Genomic DNA, 19,008 nt, shown 5'->3' with positions numbered 1-19,008 from the left:
TCAGAGGCCGGGGTTGAGCGTCAGCTCGATGACCGGGATCAGTACGTCGGGGCGCCGCACGGGCAGGTGCACCGTGAGCGTGCCCTCGGACTCCCCCGCCGGCGTCATCAGCGTCGCCTCCTGATCCGGATCCGTCACGGACGTCTTCAGCCAGGATCCATCGTTCAGCAGGCGCGCGTAGGTCACCCGGTCCGCGAGCCCCTCGAGATGCACGTAGCCCAGCGGCCACGAGAACAGGTGCAGGTACAGGCGGTCGCCGCGCCGGGTGTAGACGCCCTCACGGGGCGCCTCGAAGGGCGCATGACCGGCGCCGACGATCGCGTCGCGGTGCAGCCGCATCCACTCGCCCAGGTCCGCGAGCACGGCTTCGTCGCGCGGCGCGATGCTGCCCCGTCCGTCCGGTCCGATGTTGAGCAGCATGTTGCCGTCCATCGATACGGAGTCGGCGAGCATCTGAGCGAGCAGCACGGCCGACTTCTGATCGTGGTTGTCGCGGTGGTAGCCCCAGGATCCATTGATCGTCTGGCACGCCTCCCACACCTGCGGCACGCCGTCCACGACGATCGGCGCGGTCGGCTGATACTGCTCCGGCGTCACGAAGTCGGCGGGGATGCCGAGACGGTCGTTCACGAGCATCTCCGGCTGCAGCTCGCGACAGAGAGCGAGGAGCGCGTCCGCGTCCCAGTCCTGCGGGCCCTTGCCCGCCCAGCCGTCCTTCTCCTCGGGGTAGGTGAAGTCGAAGAACAGGTAATCGATGTCGCCGTACTGCGTGAGCAGTTCGCGCACCTGTCCGTGCAGATACGCGCGGTAGCGATCCATGTCGCGGTCGCGGTTGCGCTCGTGCTCGACGGCGTCGCCCCGACGCGGGTGGTTCGCGTCGACCGTGAAGTCCGGGTGATGCCAGTCGATCAGGGAGTGGTAGAGCCCGACGCGCAGGCCCTCCGCACGCAGGGCGTCGACGTACTCGCGGACCAGATCCCGCCCGCAGGCGGTGACGGAGGTGTAGTCGGTGAGCGCCGAGTCCCACAGGCAGAACCCGTCGTGGTGCTTGGTCGTGAGCACGACATAGCCCATCCCGGTCGCCTTCGCGCGGCGCGCCAGTGCCGCCGCATCGAACAGGTCGGGATCGAAGTGGTCGAAGTAGGCGCGGTACTCCTCTGCCGTGAGGCGCTCATAGTTCTGCACCCATTCGTGCCGGGCGGCGCCGCTGTACAGGCCGAAGTGCACGAACATCCCGAACCGGGCCTCGTCGAACCACTGCTGTCGCATCTCTGCCTCTTCTTCTCGATCCTGGGTGGGCGCGGCTCAGGCGGAAGGGGGCCCGACGACGCCCTTGCGCAGCAGCGCGTTGCCGTACTTGCGCGTCTCCCCCGTGCGCACCATGAGGTACGCGCCCTTCGCGACGTCGTAGTAGGCGAAGCGCTCTACGAAACGCGTGGTCTCCTCGTCGGTGCCGGCCGCGGCCATGAGTTCGCGCTGCACGTCGAGCACGGTCGCGTCGGCGGAGTCCATGAGGTCCATGCCGGGGGCGTCGTCGAGGGGCAGGACCGAGCGGATCGCCGCGACCACTGCCGGCGTCGTCGTGCCGGGCAGATCGACGACGCGCGCGCCGAGCGCCCAGGCCGGGAAGTGCGCATCGGCCACGACGACCGCATCCGAGTGCCCCATCCGATCGAGGTGCAGCAGCAGCTCGCCCGTCAGCAGAGGGTCGATTCCTTCGAGCATGTCGTTCCCTTCGTCTCGCCTGTTGTTAATGCTCCCGTCGCGATACCTGCCGCTTTCCCGGCTCTTTTCCGGCATCTTTTGAGACGGGAGCGGAACAGGACGGGGCGGCGGAGTCAGCCGGGGATCAAGCCCTCGGAGGCCAGCTCGCTCCAGAGATCCGCCGGGATGTCGAACGCGGCGAACTGCGCGTTCTGACGGAGCTGCTCAGGACGACTCCCGCCGACCACGACCGAGGTCACGACCGGGGACTGCAGCGGGTACTGTATCGCGGCCGCCGGCAGCGGCACGTCGTGCGCGCGGCAGATGTCGGCGATCCGGATCAGCCGCTGCCAGAGCGCCTCCGGCAGCGCGCCGTACTCGTAGCGTCCGTCGCGGCGCGGCTCGCTCTGCGCGAGCAGACCGGAGTTGAACACCGAGGCCGCGACGATGTCCGTGCCGCGGTCGGCGCAGGCCGGGATCACGTCGGCCGCTGCGGGCTGCTCGAGAAGGGTGTAGCGCCCCGCCACCATGATCGTGTCGAGGTCGGCCGAGCGCACGGCCGCGGTGAGGGCATCGGCGGTCATGGATCCGATGCCGATCCGTCCCACCTGCCCTTCCGCGCGCAGCGACTCGAGTGCAGGGAACGCTTCGGCGAGCGCGAGATCCAGGTCGTGCCGTTCCGGGTCGTGCAGATAGAGGATGTCGATGCGCTCGATGCCGAGGCGTTCGCGCGATTCGTCGAGGCTGGCGCGGATCCCCGCCTCCGAGAAGTCCCACACCCGCTGCAGGTCATCCGGGACAAAGAAGTCGTTCGCGGCGTCGAGCCCGCCTGCGACGTGGTCGGGGTTCGGGCGCAGCAGCCGTCCCACCTTGGTGGACAGCACGTACTCGTCCCGCGGCTTGGTCCGCAGGAATGCACCTAGCCGACGCTCCGAAAGTCCGAGCCCGTAGTGCGGGGCCGTGTCGTAGAAGCGGATCCCGCTCTCCCACGCGGCGTCCAGCACGGCCAGCGCCTCGTCGTCGGTGAGCCCACGGAACAGGTTGCCGACGTTCGCGGCGCCGTAGCCGAGGGCAGGGATCGCGGGCCGGGCGGCGGTGTCGACGAACTCAGACATGCGCACCTGCCTCGCGGTGCTCGCCGGTCCAGATGAACTCGGCGCGGCTGGCCGCCTTCATCTCCATGCCGTTGCCGGGTGCGGTCGGCGCGGTGTACGAGCCGCCGCGGATGTCGGTCGGCACCACGAAGTGCTCGTGCAGGTGATCCACGTACTCGATCATGCGCCCCTCGCGGCTGCCCGAGACGGCGACGAAGTCGAACATGGAGAGGTGTTGCACGGCCTCGCACAGGCCGACGCCGCCGGCGTGCGGGCACACCGGCACGCCGAACTTCGCGGCGAGCAGCAGGTTCGCGATGTTCTCGTTCACGCCCGCCACGCGCACCGCGTCGATCTGCATGACCTGGATCGCCTCGGCCTGCAGCAACTGCTTGAAGATCACCCGGTTCTGCGCGTGCTCGCCGGTCGCGACACGGATCGGCGCCACGCCACGGGCGATCTCTGCATGCCCGAGCACGTCGTCGGGACTGGTCGGCTCCTCGATCCATGCGGGGTGGAACTCGGCGAGCGCATTCACCCAGGCGATCGCCTCTGACACCTCCCAGCGCTGGTTCGCGTCAATCGCGATCGGGAAGTCGGGGCCGCACACCTCGCGGGCCTTGCGGAACCGGCGGATGTCGTCGTCGAGATCGGCGCCGACCTTCAGCTTGATCTGCGTGAACCCGTCGGCCATCGCCTCCCGGGCGAGGCGCTCGAGCTTCTCGTCCGAGTAGCCCAGCCAGCCGGGGCTCGTGGTGTAGCCCGGGTAGCCGGTCGCTAGCAGCTGCTGCTCCCGCTCGGCGCGGCCTGCCTCGGCGTCGCGCAGAATCGCCAGCGCGTCCTGGCGGGTGAGAGCGTTCGTGAGATAGCGGAAGTCGACGAGGTCGACGATCTCCTCCGGCGTCATCCGGGCGAGCAGCCGCCAGAGCGGAAGGCCGGCACGCTTGGCCTTGATGTCCCACAGGGCGTTGATCACGGCGCCGATCGCCATGTGCATGACGCCCTTCTCCGGGCCGAGCCAGCGCAGCTGCGAGTCGCCGATGATCTCCCGGAACGTGCCGCCCATGTCGTCCAGCAGCGGTTCCAGCTCACGGCCGACGAGGTGCCCGGCGAGCGCGTCGATGCCCGCGACCTGCACGTCGTTGCCGCGGCCGATCGTGAACACGAACGCGTGCCCGTCGATGCCGTCCTCAGCGTCGGTGCGCACGATCACGTACGCCGCGGAGTAGTCGGGATCGGGGTTCATCGCATCGGAGCCGTCGAGGCTGAGCGAGGTGGGGAATCGGATGTCGCTGGTCTCCAGCGCGACGATGCGGCTCACGGTTCTCCTGTTCTGGGCCTGATGTCGAGAGCTGCGGCGCAGACGGCCGTGACGCTCCTCGACAGTTGGAGTGTAAACATCGGATGTCTATACTGTCAACGCGGGATGCATCCGCGCACGTCGTTCCGGCGGCGGATCCACCCATCCCCGTGAGAAGGCAGGAGAATCATGAAGTTCGCGCGTCTGGGCGACCCCGGATCCGAGATCCCCGTCGTCATCGCCGAGGACCGTACGTACGATCTTCGGTCCGTGACCTCCGATGTGAACGGCGATTTCCTCGCAACAGACCCCGTGGGGCGCACGCGTGCCGCTCTCGAAGCCGGGAGTCTTGCGGAGCTTGCCGACGCCGAGTCGCGGCGCATCGGCCCGCCGATCGCACGCCCCAGCGCGGTGATCTGCGTGGGGCAGAACTACGCCGCGCACGCCCGTGAGTCGGGGGCGGAACCGCCGACGGTCCCGATCCTGTTCCTGAAGACGCCGAACACGGTCGTCGGCCCCGACGATGCGGTGACCATCCCGCGCGGCAGCGAGAAGACCGACTGGGAGGTGGAGCTCGGCATCGTGATCGGATCCCGCGCCGCCTACCTCGACTCCCCCGCCGACTCCGCCGCGCACATCGCCGGCTACGTCGTCTGCAACGACGTCTCGGAGCGGGCCTTCCAGATGGAGGTCTCCGGCGGACAGTGGTCGAAGGGCAAGGCGGCCTTCGGGTTCAACCCGACCGGCCCGTGGCTGGTCACGCCCGACGAGGTCGACGTGCAGAACCTGCGCCTGCGCAGCTTCGTGAACGGCGAGCCGCGCCAGGACTCGAACACGAACGACATGATCTTCTCGGTCGCCGAGATCGTGCATCACATCTCGCAGTACATGACCCTCGAGCCCGGGGACCTGGTCCTCACGGGCACCCCGCAGGGCGTCGCGTTCGGCGGGAAGTTCCCGTATCTGCGCGCCGGGGACGTCGTGGAGATCGACATCGAGGGGCTGGGCGGCYAGCGTCAGGAGTTCACGGCATGGGAGGCACAGGCATGACCCTTCGACAGGCTCAGGGACCGCAGCTCGAGGGACTCGTCGCGATCGTCACGGGCGGCGCATCCGGGATCGGCGCGGCGATCGCCGCGCAGCTGCACGAGCAGGGCGCGCAGGTCGCCGTGCTCGACCGCGACGTGGCCGGCGCGGATCCGCGCTTCGCCGCGTTCACCGCCGATGTGTCGGACCGGGCGAGCGTGGACGCCGCGGTCGCCGCGATCGGCGAGCGCTTCGGCCGCATCGACATCGTGGTGAACAATGCCGGGATCGGCGCGCAGGGCGACGTCGCGGCGAACGACGACGACGAGTGGGCCCGCGTGCTCTCGATCAACGTGACGGGCATCGCCCGCGTCTCCGCCGCGGCGCTGCCGTGGCTGCGTGAGTCGCCCGCCGCGGCGATCTGCAACACCGCCTCGATCGCGTCGACCACGGGCCTGCCGCAGCGTGCGCTCTACTCCGCGTCGAAGGGCGCAGTCTCGGCGCTCACCAGGGCGATGGCCGCGGATCACCTCCGCGAGGGCATCCGGGTGAACGCCGTCAACCCCGGCACCGCCGACACCCCGTGGGTCGGCCGTCTGCTCGACTCCGCCGCCGACCCCGCCGCAGAGCGTGCGGCGCTCAACGCGCGCCAGCCGCACGGTCGCCTGGTCTCGCCGGACGAGGTCGCCGGCGCCGTGCTGTACCTCGTGAGCCCCGCCTCCGGATCCACCACCGGCACCTTCATCGAGGTTGATGGCGGCATGGCCCAGCTGCGCCTCCGGGCGGAGTAACCCCGTTCCAGGCCGGTCCCGCCCGCCTCGCCACCCCGCTCCCGTCGCAAAACAAGCCGCTATTTCGCATTCAGAACGGCCTCTTCTGCGACGGGAGCGGCACTTTCCGCAGGGCCCTCGGAACGGCGCGCGACGGGGGCCTGTGGATAACCCGCTCGCCGGCGCGCGCACGATGCCAGAGTGCCGGGATGAGAACTCCGCAGAGTCTGCCCGAAGGGCTCGGCCGCGCCTTCCACGTGCGAGACGCCGTCGCGGTCGGCGTCGGACACGGGCGGTTGCGACGGTCCGACCTCGCACGCCCGTTCCACGGCATCCGCACCCAGCCGGGCGACGACGAGGAGGAGCAGGACGAGGATCCCTATGCCCGGCAGGCCCGCGAGCGGCTGAACCGAATCCGCGCGTGCGCGCCTCGATTGCGAGACGGGCAGTTCCTCTGCAAAGAATCCGCGGCGGCCCTCTGGCAGGCACCTCTGCCGCTCGCGACGAAGGACGGGACCCCGGTCCGCGGCGATCGACTTCCCGTGCACATCGGTGTCTTCGGCACCGCGCCGCTCGTGCGGGCGTCGGGAATCATCGGACATCGCGCCCGTGCCGAGACGACCTCGACCCGCATCGTCGACGGGATCCCCGTCGCGTCTCCCGCAAGCACGTGGGCGTCGCTCGGCTCCTTGCCGCTCGTGGATCTCGTCGCCCTAGGCGACTACCTCTGCCGCGCCTGGCGCGACGGCCCGGGACGCCCCGACGCCGGTCGTCCCCCGTTGGCGACACTCGATCAGTTCCGTCTCGCGATCGGATCCGGGCGGCGCGTGGGAATCGTTCGGCTCCGCGAAGCCGTCGAACTCGTCCGCGAGGATTCCTGGTCGCCCCGGGAGTCCGCGCTGCGCTGCCTCATCGTCCTCGCCGGGCTGCCCGAGCCCGCGCTCAATCATGACGTCTACGACTCCCGCGGCCGGTTCCTGGCGTGTGTCGACCTCGCGTATCCGGACCGGAAGATCGCGATCGAGTACCACGGGATCCTGCATCACTCACGGTATGCGCGGGACGTGGAGCGGATCGCCGCCCTCCGCGCCGCGGGGTGGACGGTGATCGAGGTCACCGCTGCCCTCTACGCCGACCAGGTCGAACTGCTGCGCCGGATCCGTCGCGCTCTCCTCGGCTGACCCGGCACCGCTCCGCCCGCTCCCGTCGCGAAAGCCACCGCTCCAACACCGCTCCCGTCGCGAAAGAAGCCGCTATCGCGCGCTCAGAGCGGCACTAAACGCGACGGGAGCGCATCCAGCCCACCAGCGGGAGCAGAGGATCCAGCCCACCCGCGGGAGCAGACGAGCTCAGGACTGGGCGGCCTGGCGCAGCCAGCGCTCCACGCCCGCGATGTGCGCGGTGGCGAGCGAGGTCGCGAGCGACGGGTCGTGCTGCGCGATCGCCTCTGCGATGGCGCGGTGCTCCGAGAGCGTGCGTTCCACAGCGCCCTGCTCGGTGAGGCCCCGCCACACCCGCGCGCGGATGGTCTGGCTCGACAGGCTGTCGATGAGGCCGGCCAGATACCCGTTGCCGGTCATCTGCACGATCTCCTGATGGAAGCGGATGTCATGCGCGACGAGGTCGTCGATCGAGACACCCGCGTCGACTCCGTCGATCTCCGCCTGCAAAGCGGCGATCGCCTCATCGTCGCCCTGCGTGGCGGCAAGGCCTGTGGCCTGGGATTCGAGCATGCGGCGCACGGCGAACAACTCGAGCAGCGAATCGTCATCGTGCATGTCGATGACGAAGCTGATCGCCTCGAGCAGCAGGTGCGGTTCGRGGCTCGTCACGTAGGTGCCATCGCCACGGCGCACGTCGAGGACGCGGATCACCTCGAGGGCCTTGACCGCCTCCCGCATCGAGTTGCGGCTCAAGCCGAGCCGCTCCGCGAGCTCCTTCTCCGGCGGCAACCTGTCGCCGGGGCCGAGCTCGCCCGACACGATCATCGCCTTGATCTTCTCGATCGCCTCGTCGGTGACTGCCATGGCGTCATCCTAGAGGTTTCCATGAACATCGGATGTTTGCGGCGCTCGCACTCCGATCTGCGAAAGGATGTCACCATGCGCCTCCTCGACTCCCATCTGCACCTGTGGGATCCGTCCCGCCTCGACTACGAGTGGCTCGCGGGCCCACTGGCCCCGCGGTTCGCGGCCGAGGAGCTCGAGCGCGCGGGCGTCGAAGGCGCCGAGCGCACGGCCGCGATCTTCGTGCAGGCGGAGTGCGTCGAGCCGCAGTTCCTCGACGAGGTGCGCTGGGTCTCCGAGACGAGCGCCCGCACCGGCGTCGTCGGCATCGTCGCGGGCGCACGTCTCGATCGCGGGGAGCAGACGAGTGCGCACCTCGCAGCGCTCGCCGATCTCGGTGGTGTCGTGGGCGTGCGGCACAACCTGCAGGATGAGCCCGACGGCACCGCGCGCAGCGACGCGTTCCGCGCCGGCGCCACCTTGCTGGCCGCGCACGGGCTCCGCTTCGACGCGTGCGTGCGCGCCCACCAGCTGTCCGACGTCTCCGACCTCGCCGCGGCGGTGCCCGCGCTGCCGATCGTGCTCGACCATCTCGGGAAGCCCGCGATCGGCACGGCTGCGGATCCGCTCCGCCCTGCGGCGGCGTGGCTGAGCGACCTGCGGGATCTCGCGGCGCATCCGCAGGTGTCCGTCAAGCTCTCGGGGCTGCCGGCGGAGGCCGGCGGATCCTGGAGCCCGACGCAGGCGATCCCCTTCCTCGACGCCGCCGCCGAGGCGTTCGGATCCGAGCGCCTGCTGTGGGGCAGCGACTGGCCCGTCTCCGCCGTCTCTGGCGCCCCGCAGGAGTATCACCCCGAGAGCCGCAGCGACTGGGCTCGGACCGTGGCGGACTGGGCGGGACAGCGCGGTCTCGACGCCGACGCGATCCTCTGGGACAACGCCGCCCGGTTCTACGGCGTGGCATGAGCCGGGCCGGGCCGCACCCTTCCGCGACGAGCCCGGTCCCGCTCACAGCAGGGTCATCAAGTTGTTGAGTGAGGCTTGCCTTACCTATTATGTGATTCGCGACTTCCGCGCCTCTCCCTCCACGAAGGACTCTCCGTGAACCGTTCCCTCCGACTGCTCTCCGCTGCCGCGGCGGCGTCCGCCGTCGCCCTCGCGCTCACCGCCTGCAGCGGCTCCTCGACGCCGACGTCGAGCACGGCCGGCGGCGACGACCTCGCCGGCCAGACCATCACGATCTACAACGCGCAGCACGAAGAGCTCACGAAGTCGTGGACCGACGCGTTCACGAAGGCGACCGGCATCAAGGTGCAGGTCCGCAACGGCGACGACACCGAGATGTCGCAGCAGCTCATCCAGGAGGGCGACCGCTCCCCCGCGGATGTGTTCCTCACCGAGAACTCGCCCTCGATGTCCGCCGTCGAGAAGGCCGGACTGTTCGCCTCGCCGGGCGATGAGGCGCTGAAGAACGTCCCGGCCGAATACCGCCCGTCCTCCGGCAAGTGGGTCGGCATCGCCGCCCGCTCCACCGTGTTCGCCTACAACACGGCGAAGCTCACCGAGGCGCAGCTGCCGAAGTCCCTCATGGATCTCGCCGACGCGTCGTGGAAGGGCCGCTGGGCCGCCTCCCCGTCCGGCGCCGACTTCCAGGCCATCGTCTCCGCCCTCGTGCAGCTCAAGGGCGCCGGCGCCGCCGAGGACTGGCTCAAGGCGATGAAGACGAACTCGGTCGCCTACAAGGGCAACTCCACCGCGATGAAGGCCGTGAACGCCGGCGAGATCGACGGCGCCGTGATCTACCACTACTACTGGTTCGGCGACCAGGCGCAGACGGGTGAGAACTCGAAGAACGTGCAGCTGCACTACTTCAAGAACCAGGATCCCGGCGCATTCGTGTCCGTGTCCGGCGGCGGCGTGCTGACGTCGAGCAAGCACCAGGCCGCGGCGCAGAAGTTCCTCGCGTTCGTCACGGGGGCCGAGGGCCAGAAGATCCTGCAGACCGGCACATCGTTCGAGTACCCCGTCGGATCCGGCGTGGCCGCCAACCCGAAGCTCGTGCCCCTCAAGGATCTGCAGGCGCCGACCATCGACCCGGCTACGCTGAACTCCAAGCAGGTCACCGATCTGATGACCCAGGCGGGCCTGCTCTAAGGCGCAGACATCACCACGACGACCACGTCCCGACGGGCGGCCGGAGCGCGACAGCTCCGGCCGCCACGCGGCGTCTCCCGGGGAGCCAGGCCGTGGGTCGTCATCGGCGCCGGCGTCGTGGTCGCGGCGCTCTCGCTGCTGCCGCTGCTGTTCGTCGTCACGACCGCCACGCAGATCGGCTGGGATGAATCGGCGGCGCTGATCTTCCGGCCCCGCGTCGGCGAACTGCTCACGAACACCGTGCTGCTGGTCGCGATCACCGTGCCGCTGTGCGCCGTGATCGGGGTCGGCGGTGCCTGGCTCGTCGAACGCACCTCGCTCGCGGGCGCCGGCGCGTGGGGCGCGGTGCTCGCGATGCCGCTGGCGATCCCCGCGTTCGTGAATTCCTATGCATGGGTCTCGGCGGTACCCTCGCTCGCGGGACTCGGCTCCGGCGTGCTGCTGGCGACGCTGTCGTACTTCCCCCTCGTGTATCTGCCGGTGCGTGCGGCACTCGCCCGGCTGGATCCCGCCCTCGAGCAGGCCGCCGCGAGCCTGGGCCGCGGTCCTGTGCGCGTGTTCTTCGGGACGGTGCTGCCGCAGCTGCGCCTCGCTCTGCTCGGCGGCGCGCTGCTCGTGGGACTTCATCTGCTGAGCGAGTACGGCGCCTTCGCGCTGATCCGGTTCGACACCTTCACGACCGCGATCATGGACCAGTACCGGTCCACGTTCAACGGCTCCGCGGGCAGCATGCTCTCCGGCGTGCTGATGCTGCTGTGTTTCGCCCTGCTCCTCTTGGAGAGCCGCGCCCGCGGTCGCGCACGCTACGCACGGATCGGATCCGGCACCGCGGCACCGCCCCGGCGGATCCGGCTGCGCGGATGGCAGCTCCCCGCGCAGGTCGCCCTGCTCGCTCTCGGCGTCGCCGCTCTCGGAGTGCCCGCCGTCGTGATCGGCGGCTGGCTGGCCTACGGCGGCGCAACGGTCTGGATGGCGCCCGATCTCGTCCCGACGCTGCTGCAGACCCTCGGCCTCGCGCTCGGCGGCGGCCTCGTCACCGTGATCGCGGCGTTCCCGCTCTCGTGGCTCGCGGTCCGGCACCCTGGGCCGTTCAGCCGCCTGCTGGAGCGGACGAACTACATCACCAGCTCGATGCCGGGCATCGTGCTCGCTCTCGCGCTCGTGACCGTCTCGCTGTTCTTCGCTCCGGCGCTGTACCAGACCACCGCGCTGCTGCTCCTCGCCTACGCACTGCTGTTCCTCCCCCGCGCCCTGGTCCCGCTGCAGGCGGGCATCGCCCAGGCTCCGCAGAGTCTCGAGGAGGCGGCTCAGGCTCTCGGGCGTCGCCCGCTGCGGGCCTTCTTCGGGGTCACCCTGCGCCTGGTGGCTCCCGCCACGGCCGCCGCCCTGGCGATGGTGTTCCTCGCCGTGGCCGGCGAGCTCACGGCGACGCTGCTGCTCTCGCCGATCGGCGTGCAGACCCTCGCCACGCGGTTCTGGAGCCTGTCGAGCGAGATCGACTTCGCGGGCGCGGCGCCCTACGCGACGCTGCTGATCCTGCTCTCCGCGCCCATGACCTACCTCCTGTTCCGGCAGTCCGCAGTGCTCTCCCGCGCGGACGCCTCCGCAGGCCCCGCCACGGCGACATCCGCCCCCACGACCGCGGAGACCGCATGACCGCACACAACCTCGGATCCCTCGGCGCCGTGCCCTCCCCCGGTACCGGCCCGCTGCCGACCGCGCACCTGCAGGTCGCCGGCGTCACCGCCTCGTACGGCGGGCACAGGGTGCTGCACGGGGTGGACCTCGCCGTGCAGACCGGCGGCATCACCGCGGTCGTCGGCGCGTCGGGGTCGGGCAAGACCACACTGCTGCGGATCATCGCCGGCTTCGAGCGTCCCGATGAGGGCGAGGTCGTGCTCGGCTCCGCCACGGTCGCAGGGCCGGGAACCTGGGTGCCCGTGCATCGCCGCGACATCGGGTACGTCACCCAGGACGGCGGGCTGTTCCCGCACCTGACCGTCGCGCGCAACATCTCCTTCGGCCTGGACGACCTCGACCGCGCGGCACGCGTCCGGCGCGTGGCCGAGCTGCTCGATCTCGTCTCGCTGCCGCAGGACGTCGCGGAGCGCCGCCCCGATCAGCTCTCCGGCGGGCAGCAGCAGCGCGTCGCGATCGCGCGAGCGCTCGCGCGCGAACCTGAACTGATGCTGCTGGACGAGCCGTTCTCCGCCCTCGACACGGGTCTGCGCGCCGCGACCCGCGAGGCCGTCGCGCGCATCCTCACCGATGCCGGAACCACGACCATCTTGGTCACGCACGACCAGTCCGAGGCGCTGAGCTTCGCGGATCAGGTCGCCGTGATGCGCGACGGCCGCCTGGTGCAGACGGGGCATCCGTTCGTCGTCTACACGCGGCCCGCGGATCGCGGCGTGGCGGAGTTCCTGGGCGAGGCGATCGTCCTGGACGCGTGGCTGGACGGATCCCTCGCGTCGTGCGCGCTCGGCTACGTGCCGGTGCGCAACCCGCCGGCGCGGGGCCACGTGCAGCTCATGCTCCGGCCGGAGCAGGTGCAGATCGTCGCCGACTCCCCCATCCGCGCGACCGTGGAGAAGGGCGTGTACTTCGGATCCGAGACATCGGCGCGGATCAGGCTCGAGCCGCGCGCCGATGCCGATCCTCGCCTCGACCCCGAGCCGCCCGTGATCACGATCCGCCACCCCAATCCGGCGCTCACGCGTCCCGGTCAGCGCATCGCCCTGCGCGTGGTCGGCGAGGGCGTGGTCTTCCCGGCCTGAGCCGGACACGAAGAACGGGCGCCCCTCGAAAGGACGCCCGTTCTCGTGAACCGTGGGTCAGCGCGCAGCGCTGCCCTCGACGTAGTCCTCGTCCTGCGACTTCCAGGCGAAGAGCGCACGCAGCTCCTTGCCGGTGGCCTCGATCGGGTGCCCCTGCTCCTTCTCGCGAAGGGCGAGGAACTCGGTCGCGCCGTTGTCCTGGTCCTCGATGAACCGGGTGGCGAAGGCGCCGGACTGGATGTCCGCGAGGACGTCCTTCATGCGCTGCTTGACACCGGCGTCGATGATGCGCGGGCCCGAGACGTAGTCGCCGAACTCGGCGGTGTCGGAGATCGACCAGCGCTGCTTGGCGATGCCGCCCTCCCACATCAGGTCGACGATGAGCTTGAGCTCGTGCAGCACCTCGAAGTAGGCGATCTGCGGCTGGTAGCCCGCCTCGGTGAGGGTCTCGAAGCCGGCCTGCACGAGGTGGCTCATGCCACCGCAGAGCACGGCCTGCTCGCCGAACAGATCGGTCTCGGTCTCCTCGGTGAAGGTGGTCTTGATCACGCCGGCACGGGTGCCGCCGATCGCCTTCGCGTACGACAGCGCGGTCGCCCAGGCGGTGCCGGTGGCGTCGCGCTCGACGGCGATGATGTCGGGGATGCCGCGGCCCGCGACGAACTCGCGACGCACGGTGTGGCCAGGGGCCTTCGGCGCGATGAGGATCACGTCGACGCCCTCTGGCGCGTCGATGTAGCCGAAGCGGATGTTGAAACCGTGAGCGAAGGCGAGGGTCTTGCCCGCGGTCAGGTTCGGGGCGATCGACTCGCTGTAGATGCCGCGCTGGTGCTGGTCCGGCGCGAGGATCATGATCAGGTCGGCCCACTGGGTAGCCTCGGCGACGGTCTTGACCGCGAAGCCCGCCTCGGACGCCTTGGCGATCGAGGCCGAGCCCTCCTTGAGGGCGATCGTGACCTCGACACCGCTGTCGCGGAGGTTCATCGCGTGGGCGTGGCCCTGCGAGCCGTAGCCGACGATCGCGACCTTCTTGTTCTGGATGATCGACAGGTCAGCGTCTGCGTCGTAGAAGATCTCGGTGCTCACTGTGTGTTTCTCCTTGTTGTACTTCGTCTCGCTTCGCTCGCTCAGCAACCGGGCGAAGAAGCAGGGGGTTTTTGTGGGTCAGCCGCGCAGCACGCGCTCGGTGATGCTCTTGCCGCCACGGCCGATCGCGAGCAGGCCGGACTGGGCGAGCTCCTTGATGCCGAACGGTTCGAGCGCTCGCAGCAGGGCGTCGACCTTGCCCTTGTCGCCGGTGACCTCGATCACCAGCGCCTCGGGGGCGTAGTCCACGACGGACGCGCGGAAGAGGTTCACGACCTCCAGCACGTTCGAACGGGAGTTGTTGTCGGTGCGGACCTTGATGAGCATGTGCTCACGCTGCACGGACGCGTTCTGCTCGAGCTCGACGATCTTGATGACGTTGATCAGCTTGTTCAGCTGCTTGGTCACCTGCTCGAGCGGGAACTCCTCGACGTCGACGACGACCGTGATCCGGGAGATCCCCGGAACCTCGGTCACGCCCACGGCGAGCGACTCGATGTTGAAGCCGCGGCGCGCGAACAGACCGGCGACACGGGTCAGGAGTCCAGGGGTGTCCTCCACCAGGAGGCTCAGCACATGCGTGGACATGGATCAGTCCTCCTCGTCGAAGGCGGGCGCGTGGTCGCGCGCGTACTGGATGTAGCTGTTGCTCACGCCCTGCGGCACCATCGGCCAGACCATGGCATCGGCGCTGACGACGAAGTCGATCACGACGGGGCGATCGTTCGTCTCGAGCGCGAGCGTGATGGCGGCGTCGATCTCCTCCTCCTTCTCCACCCGGATCGCGAGGCAGCCATAGGCCTCGGCGAGCTTGACGAAGTCCGGGATCCGGATCGTGCCGTGACCGGTGTTCAGGTCGGTGTTCGAGTGCCGGCCCTCGTAGAACAGGGTCTGCCACTGGCGGACCATGCCGAGGGAGGAGTTGTTGATGATCGCGACCTTGATCGGGATGTCGTTGATGACGCAGGTCGCAAGCTCCTGATTGGTCATCTGGAAGCAGCCGTCGCCGTCGATCGCCCAGACCACGCGCTCGGGCTCCGCGACCTTGGCGCCCATGGCCGCAGGCACGGCGTATCCCATGGTGCCGGCGCCGCCGGAGTTCAGCCAGGAGTTGGGGCGCTCGTACTTGATGAACTGCGCCGCCCACATCTGGTGCTGGCCGACGCCCGCCGCGTAGACCGCCTCGGGCCCGGTGAGCTCGCCGATCCGCTGGATCACGTGCTGCGGGGACAGGAGGCCGTCCTCGGGCGCCGCGTAGCCGAGCGGGAACTCGGCGCGCAGCCCGTCCAGGTACGCCCACCACTCTTCGATGTCGCCCTTGGCGCCGCCGGTGAGACCGCGGAAGGCCGTCTCCAGATCGATGAGGACCTCGCGCACGCCGCCCACGATCGGCACGTCGGCGTTACGGATCTTGGAGATCTCGGCCGGGTCGATGTCGACGTGCACGACCTTGGCGTCCGGCGCGAACAGCTCCGCCTTGCCGGTCACGCGGTCGTCGAAGCGGGTGCCGAGGGCGATCAGCAGATCGGCCTCCTGCAGCGCGAGGACCGCGGGCACCGTGCCGTGCATGCCTGGCATGCCGACGTGCTGCGGGTGCGAGTCGGGGAACGCCCCGCGGGCCATCAGCGTGGTCACCACGGGGACGCCGGTGAGCTCGGCGAACGCGAGCAGCTCGGCCGAGGCCCGGCCGCGGATCACGCCGCCGCCGACGTACAGCACCGGCTTCTTCGCCTCCGCCAGCAGGGACGCCGCCGCCTGGATCTGCTTGCCGTGCGCCTTGGTCACCGGGCGGTAGCCGGGCAGATCGTACTTCGGCGGCCAGATGAACGGGGCGGTCGCCTGCTGCGCGTCCTTGGTGATGTCGACGAGCACCGGGCCGGGGCGACCGGTGCCGGCGATCTCGAAGGYCGCCGCGAGCGCGCCGGGGATCTCTGCGGGGTCCTTGACCAGGATCGAGTGCTTGGTGACCGGCATCGTGATGCCGATGATGTCCGCCTCCTGGAACGCGTCCGTACCCATCAGCCGGGAGAACACCTGGCCCGTGATCGCGACGATCGGGATCGAGTCCATGTAGGCGTCGGCGATCGCGGTGACGAGGTTCGTCGCGCCAGGGCCGGACGTCGCGATCGTCACGCCGATCTTGCCGGAGGCGGTGGCATAGCCCTCGGCCGCGTGTCCGCCGCCCTGCTCGTGACGCACCAGGATGTGGCGCAGCTCGGTGGACGCCATCAGGGGGTCGTACACCTCCATGATCGCGCCGCCGGGAATGCCGAAGACGTCGGTGACGCCGAGGAGCTCGAGGGACCGGACGACGGCTTGGGCGCCGGTGAGGACGGGCGCCGACGCCGGACGGGCGGGCGGGCGCGGGACGGCTGGAGCGGTATCAGCGGTCATGAAGGTTCCTTGCGATGGTGAACGATCGGCGGAAGCGGCGGGACGATGCCCCGTCGCGGACGACTCTCCGACCCGGTCCGCGAGGGGCGGAGCGCAGGGGTCGGGAATGCTGGGCTGGAACGCCTCGGGTGCAGCGCGGAGAAGTCGGCTCTGATCCGCGACGGACGCCGTCGCGGCATGAGCCCGGCTCAGGCGTCTCGACGAGTGCATCGAGAGCACGAGCCGCGATATCGACCCGATTCAGATCACCATCGCGCCCGGCGGCCTGCGAGACCACCGGAGCTCTGCGTTCGATCCGGGATCCGGTTGTGCCTGCCTCGGTTCGAACGTGCATCAAGCCTAACCCATGATCGATGACGCGCCCGCCCGCGCGCACGAAGGACCCACGATCGGATCCGTGCTGCGCGCGCATGGAAGCAGTCTATTGCGCGGCTGCTCTGGCGTCCGCCAGGGCGTCGAGCAGCACGGCGAAGGCCGCCGGATCCGCGACGCGCAAAGTCGCCGCGGTCTCGCCCGCGCCGATCCTCACGCCCAGATCCGCGCCGCCGAGCGTGCGCATGCCGTCCTCGTCGGTGACGTCGTCGCCCGCGAACAGCACCGCCGTCGCGCCGACGTGCTCGCGCAGCCGCGAGAGCGCCGCGTCCTTGCCCTCGTCCCGCCAGGAGTACTCGCGGAGGTGATGACCCGTGCGGCGCCGCCATGAGGGGATCCGCTCGGCGGCCCACTTCTCGACGCGCACGAAGGCCAGCTCCTCCTGCCCGGGACCGGCGGTGCGGGTGTGCACGCCGAACCCGAACGTCTTCGGCTCGTGCACGACGCCGTCGAGATCAGCGATCAGCGCACGGAGCTCGTCGATGACCTCGGCACGGTCGACCGGCTCGGTGGAGAGGTCGGTCTCCTCCCCCGTGTCGGGGAACCAGAACTGCGCGCCGTGGGATCCGGCGAGCAGGATCCGGGATCCGTCCTCGTGCTCGGTGATCTCGCGCAGGTCGTGCAGGCTCCGCCCCGACGCATACGCCACGAACGTCTCCGGCAACGCCGCCAGGCGGTTCACCGCGGCCGCGGCCGCGGGCAGCGCCCTCGCGGACATCGGGTCGGCCACATGCGGGGAGACCGTGCCGTCGAAGTCGAGCGCCACCAGCAGGCGCGGAGTGGCCGCGATCGCGGCGAGGGCGGGGTCGGTCTCTGCGGCGACGGTCCAGTCGCGGGTCATCGTGCGCTCCGTACGTTCTCAAGGGCCGAGAGGAAGTCCCGCGACCAGGCGTTCACATCGTTCTCCAGCACGCGCTTGCGCAGGGCCCGCATGCGCCGGGACTGCTCCCGCGGCGGCATCTCCACGGCCTGCATGATCGCGTCCTTGAGCCCCTCGATGTCGTGCGGGTTCACGAGCACCGCCTGACGCATCTCGTCGGCGGCGCCGGTGAACTCACTCAGCACGAGCACGCCGCGCTGATCGACCCGAGCGGCTGCATACTCCTTGGCCACGAGGTTCATGCCGTCCCGCAGCGCCGTCACGAGCATCGCGTCGGCGGCGAGGTACAGGGCGACCATCTCCTCACGAGGGAATCCCTGGTGCAGATACCGGATCGCAGTGTGATCCATGGTGTCGTGATCGCCGTTGATGCGTGCGACGGCCAGCTCGATCTCGTCTCGCAGCTGCACGTAGGCGTCCACCCGCTCGCGGCTGGGGCTGGCGACCTGCACGAGCGTGACGTCCTCGACGGAGATCCTGCCCTCGTCCAAAAGCTCGCCGAACGCCTTGATGCGGTGCCGGATCCCCTTGGTGTAGTCGAGGCGGTCCACCCCGAGCAGGATCTTCTTCGGGCTGCCGAGTCCCTCTCGGATCTCCGCGGCGCGGGCGCGCACGTCCGGGCGGGCGGCGAGCTCGGTGTAGGGCGTGGTGTCGATCGAGATCGGGAAGGCCCGCGCGACCACCGTGCGCGGGCCCCCGTACGGCACCGAGACCGTGGAGCCCTTGACATCCAGCCGCAGCCGTCGGCGCACCGCGGTGAGGAAGTTCGTCGCGTCCTGAGCGCGCTGGAAGCCGACGACATCGGCGCCGAGCAGGCCCTGCAGCACCTGATCCCGCCAGGGCAGCTGGGCATAGAGCCCGTGCGCGGGGAACGGGATGTGGTGGAAGTAGCCGATGGTGACGTCGGGCCGACGTTCGCGCAGCAGCGCCGGCACGAGCTGCAGCTGGTAGTCGTGCACCCAGACCGTGCCACCCTCGGCGACCGCGCTCGCGGCGCGCTCCGCGAAGCGGCGGTTCACCCGCACGTACGCGTCCCACCACTCGCGGTGGTACTGCGGGGAGGAGATCACGTCGTGGTAGAGCGGCCAGATCGTGTCGTTCGAGAACCCCTCGTAGTACTCCTCGACGTCCTGCGCCGAGAGAGTCACCGGCAGGAGCCGGATGCCGTCCTCGGTGAACGGCTTGAGATCGAGGTCCGGCTGTCCTGCCCAGCCCACCCAGGCTCCGTCGACCGAGCGCATCACCGGTTCGAGAGCGGCCACGAGCCCGCCTGGTGAGCGACGCCAGATCACCTCGCCATCGGGGCCCGGCACGCGGTCGACCGGCAGCCGGTTCGCGATGATCACGAATGAGGCGGTGGGTGTGGACGAAGTCATGGGAACGCTCCTCACGGCAGCGGGGATGCCTCCTCCAGGCTAGTCACCCGACGAGCGTCGGCGTCGTCC

The 19,008-nt window shown here is 69.9% G+C and carries 17 protein-coding genes; 7 read left to right on the top strand and 10 right to left on the bottom strand.

The annotated features are described in order from the left end of the window. From AC1DG4_RS03230 to AC1DG4_RS03215, 4 genes are all read right to left on the bottom strand, one after another. The gene (locus AC1DG4_RS03230; RefSeq protein WP_477380641.1) at window positions 1-1,269 is read right to left on the bottom strand and encodes an alpha-L-fucosidase; all 1,269 of its coding nucleotides are present in this window, start codon (window positions 1,267-1,269) and stop codon (window positions 1-3) included. Window positions 1,270-1,305: 36 nt separating this feature from the next. Beyond that, window positions 1,306-1,725 (bottom strand): RbsD/FucU family protein, encoded by a 420-nt coding sequence (locus AC1DG4_RS03225; protein ID WP_477380643.1) that lies wholly within the window; start codon window positions 1,723-1,725, stop codon window positions 1,306-1,308. Window positions 1,726-1,838: 113 nt separating this feature from the next. Beyond that, window positions 1,839-2,819: an aldo/keto reductase gene (locus AC1DG4_RS03220; protein ID WP_477380644.1), complete on the bottom strand. Its 981-nt coding sequence runs from the start codon at window positions 2,817-2,819 to the stop codon at window positions 1,839-1,841. Continuing rightward, complete coding sequence (locus AC1DG4_RS03215; RefSeq protein ID WP_477380646.1) at window positions 2,812-4,119, bottom strand: L-fuconate dehydratase; 1,308 nt, start codon at window positions 4,117-4,119, stop codon at window positions 2,812-2,814. Before AC1DG4_RS03215 ends, AC1DG4_RS03220 begins: the two co-directional genes overlap by 8 nt. A 168-nt stretch (window positions 4,120-4,287) precedes the next feature. Here AC1DG4_RS03215 and AC1DG4_RS03210 point away from each other — a divergent pair, with 168 nt between their 5' ends. The 3 genes from AC1DG4_RS03210 to AC1DG4_RS03200 all read left to right on the top strand — a co-directional run bounded on the left by AC1DG4_RS03210 (window position 4,288) and on the right by AC1DG4_RS03200 (window position 7,075). Beyond that, entirely contained in the window at window positions 4,288-5,148 is an 861-nt protein-coding gene (locus tag AC1DG4_RS03210; protein ID WP_477421069.1) for a fumarylacetoacetate hydrolase family protein, read from the top strand. Continuing rightward, window positions 5,145-5,915, top strand: a complete 771-nt coding sequence (locus tag AC1DG4_RS03205) for an SDR family NAD(P)-dependent oxidoreductase (protein WP_477380650.1) — start codon at window positions 5,145-5,147, stop codon at window positions 5,913-5,915. The genes AC1DG4_RS03210 and AC1DG4_RS03205 overlap by 4 nt, the downstream gene beginning before the upstream one ends. 188 nt (window positions 5,916-6,103) lie before the next feature. Continuing rightward, window positions 6,104-7,075 carry a hypothetical protein gene (locus AC1DG4_RS03200; protein WP_477380652.1) on the top strand — a complete coding sequence of 324 codons (972 nt, stop codon included), beginning with the start codon at window positions 6,104-6,106 and terminating at the stop codon, window positions 7,073-7,075. Between the two features lie 168 nt (window positions 7,076-7,243). On the opposite strand, the gene AC1DG4_RS03195 is transcribed toward AC1DG4_RS03200, so the two are convergent. Next, on the bottom strand, window positions 7,244-7,921 hold the full coding sequence (locus AC1DG4_RS03195; RefSeq protein ID WP_477421068.1) for a FadR/GntR family transcriptional regulator: 678 nt from the start codon (window positions 7,919-7,921) through the stop codon (window positions 7,244-7,246). Between the two features lie 75 nt (window positions 7,922-7,996). Here AC1DG4_RS03195 and AC1DG4_RS03190 point away from each other — a divergent pair, with 75 nt between their 5' ends. The 4 genes from AC1DG4_RS03190 (at window position 7,997) to AC1DG4_RS03175 (ending at window position 12,831) form a co-directional block, all read left to right on the top strand. Beyond that, window positions 7,997-8,866, top strand: a complete 870-nt coding sequence (locus AC1DG4_RS03190; RefSeq protein ID WP_477380656.1) for an amidohydrolase family protein — start codon at window positions 7,997-7,999, stop codon at window positions 8,864-8,866. Window positions 8,867-9,001: 135 nt separating this feature from the next. After that, the gene (locus tag AC1DG4_RS03185; protein WP_477380658.1) at window positions 9,002-10,054 is read left to right on the top strand and encodes an iron ABC transporter substrate-binding protein; all 1,053 of its coding nucleotides are present in this window, start codon (window positions 9,002-9,004) and stop codon (window positions 10,052-10,054) included. Between the two features lie 9 nt (window positions 10,055-10,063). Then, window positions 10,064-11,710: an ABC transporter permease gene (locus tag AC1DG4_RS03180; RefSeq protein ID WP_477380973.1), complete on the top strand. Its 1,647-nt coding sequence runs from the start codon at window positions 10,064-10,066 to the stop codon at window positions 11,708-11,710. Further along, complete coding sequence (locus AC1DG4_RS03175) at window positions 11,707-12,831, top strand: ABC transporter ATP-binding protein (protein ID WP_477380660.1); 1,125 nt, start codon at window positions 11,707-11,709, stop codon at window positions 12,829-12,831. Before AC1DG4_RS03180 ends, AC1DG4_RS03175 begins: the two co-directional genes overlap by 4 nt. Window positions 12,832-12,888: 57 nt before the next feature. Here AC1DG4_RS03175 and ilvC read toward each other — a convergent pair whose 3' ends face one another. From ilvC to AC1DG4_RS03150, 5 genes are all read right to left on the bottom strand, one after another. Then, on the bottom strand, window positions 12,889-13,917 hold the full coding sequence (ilvC, locus tag AC1DG4_RS03170) for a ketol-acid reductoisomerase (RefSeq protein ID WP_477380662.1): 1,029 nt from the start codon (window positions 13,915-13,917) through the stop codon (window positions 12,889-12,891). Window positions 13,918-13,995: 78 nt separating this feature from the next. Further along, the gene (gene ilvN, locus AC1DG4_RS03165) at window positions 13,996-14,505 is read right to left on the bottom strand and encodes an acetolactate synthase small subunit (RefSeq protein ID WP_292722118.1); all 510 of its coding nucleotides are present in this window, start codon (window positions 14,503-14,505) and stop codon (window positions 13,996-13,998) included. Window positions 14,506-14,508: 3 nt separating this feature from the next. Then, the gene (locus tag AC1DG4_RS03160; protein WP_477421066.1) at window positions 14,509-16,311 is read right to left on the bottom strand and encodes an acetolactate synthase large subunit; all 1,803 of its coding nucleotides are present in this window, start codon (window positions 16,309-16,311) and stop codon (window positions 14,509-14,511) included. A gap of 421 nt (window positions 16,312-16,732) precedes the next feature. Next, entirely contained in the window at window positions 16,733-17,524 is a 792-nt protein-coding gene (gene otsB / locus AC1DG4_RS03155; protein ID WP_477380666.1) for a trehalose-phosphatase, read from the bottom strand. Beyond that, window positions 17,521-18,939, bottom strand: coding sequence for an alpha,alpha-trehalose-phosphate synthase (UDP-forming) (locus tag AC1DG4_RS03150; RefSeq protein ID WP_477380668.1), 1,419 nt, complete (start codon window positions 18,937-18,939; stop codon window positions 17,521-17,523). Before AC1DG4_RS03150 ends, otsB begins: the two co-directional genes overlap by 4 nt. Window positions 18,940-19,008: the final 69 nt, after the last annotated feature.

The organism is Microbacterium sp. 05N427 (assembly GCF_056397105.1).
Note: the sequence above shows the minus strand (reverse complement) of the source record. Positions and strands in the feature narration are given on the sequence as shown.

Bases quoted from the DNA above. Each gene is read 5' to 3' on its own strand.
- AC1DG4_RS03230 (WP_477380641.1), bottom strand. From the start codon at position 1,269: ATGCGACAGCAGTGGTTCGACGAGGCCCGGTTCGGGATGTTCGTGCAC.
- AC1DG4_RS03225 (WP_477380643.1), bottom strand. From the start codon at position 1,725: ATGCTCGAAGGAATCGACCCTCTGCTGACGGGCGAGCTGCTGCTGCAC.
- AC1DG4_RS03220 (WP_477380644.1), bottom strand. From the start codon at position 2,819: ATGTCTGAGTTCGTCGACACCGCCGCCCGGCCCGCGATCCCTGCCCTC.
- AC1DG4_RS03205 (WP_477380650.1), top strand. From the start codon at position 5,145: ATGACCCTTCGACAGGCTCAGGGACCGCAGCTCGAGGGACTCGTCGCG.
- AC1DG4_RS03200 (WP_477380652.1), top strand. From the start codon at position 6,104: ATGAGAACTCCGCAGAGTCTGCCCGAAGGGCTCGGCCGCGCCTTCCAC.
- AC1DG4_RS03190 (WP_477380656.1), top strand. From the start codon at position 7,997: ATGCGCCTCCTCGACTCCCATCTGCACCTGTGGGATCCGTCCCGCCTC.
- AC1DG4_RS03175 (WP_477380660.1), top strand. From the start codon at position 11,707: ATGACCGCACACAACCTCGGATCCCTCGGCGCCGTGCCCTCCCCCGGT.
- ilvN (WP_292722118.1), bottom strand. From the start codon at position 14,505: ATGTCCACGCATGTGCTGAGCCTCCTGGTGGAGGACACCCCTGGACTC.
- otsB (WP_477380666.1), bottom strand. From the start codon at position 17,524: ATGACCCGCGACTGGACCGTCGCCGCAGAGACCGACCCCGCCCTCGCC.
- AC1DG4_RS03150 (WP_477380668.1), bottom strand. From the start codon at position 18,939: ATGACTTCGTCCACACCCACCGCCTCATTCGTGATCATCGCGAACCGG.